A 554-nucleotide genomic window follows, 5' to 3' on the forward strand; every position below is an offset into this window, starting at 1 on the left:
CCCCCTCACCGAGAAGGTAGAAGCAACCAACACCCCCGACCAGCCCGCTCAGGCAAACACCCAGGTCAGCCAGTCACTCGAAACGAACCGGACCCTTCGGATGGTGGGCCCGCCTCCACGAGCCGTCGGCGACCGGGCCGCAGACGCTGTACCTGTCGGAAACCGCCGACGCCGACGCCGACACCGCCGCTGTGGCCGCCGCCGTCATGGAGCACGCCAACCAGCACGGCGACCAGGCCGCAGGACAGCAAGGCGATCAGCGCCGTAAGCGGGCCGATGCCAACCGCGCCTTTGCCCGCTTCGTGGGAAGACTGGGTGAGCTGTTCCGCCCCGCCGCGACCGTCGTCTACTCCTGCTCCTGCGGCGTCGAGGCCGAGGTCACCGGCCCCAAGCGGTATCGCCGCCGCATGGTGGGCGCCGTACGGAACCACCGGTGTGCTGTGGGGGACTGAGTCCCGGCCGGACGCGGGGCCGGGGGGGGGGGGGGGGGGGGGGGGGGAGGGCGACGCCAAACCACTAACGCTCTCGCCGGATGAGGGGGGGGAATGAGGCCG

General features: G+C 71.8%; 1 protein-coding gene. It reads left to right on the top strand.

Translation table 11 applies throughout. The features are described from left to right. Positions 1-191 precede the first annotated feature (191 nt). On the top strand, positions 192-452 hold the full coding sequence (locus ACZ4Z1_RS41365) for a hypothetical protein (RefSeq protein WP_468491877.1): 261 nt from the start codon (positions 192-194) through the stop codon (positions 450-452). Positions 453-554: the final 102 nt, after the last annotated feature.

The sequence above is a fragment of the Streptomyces sp. NPDC030165 genome, from assembly GCF_055573595.1.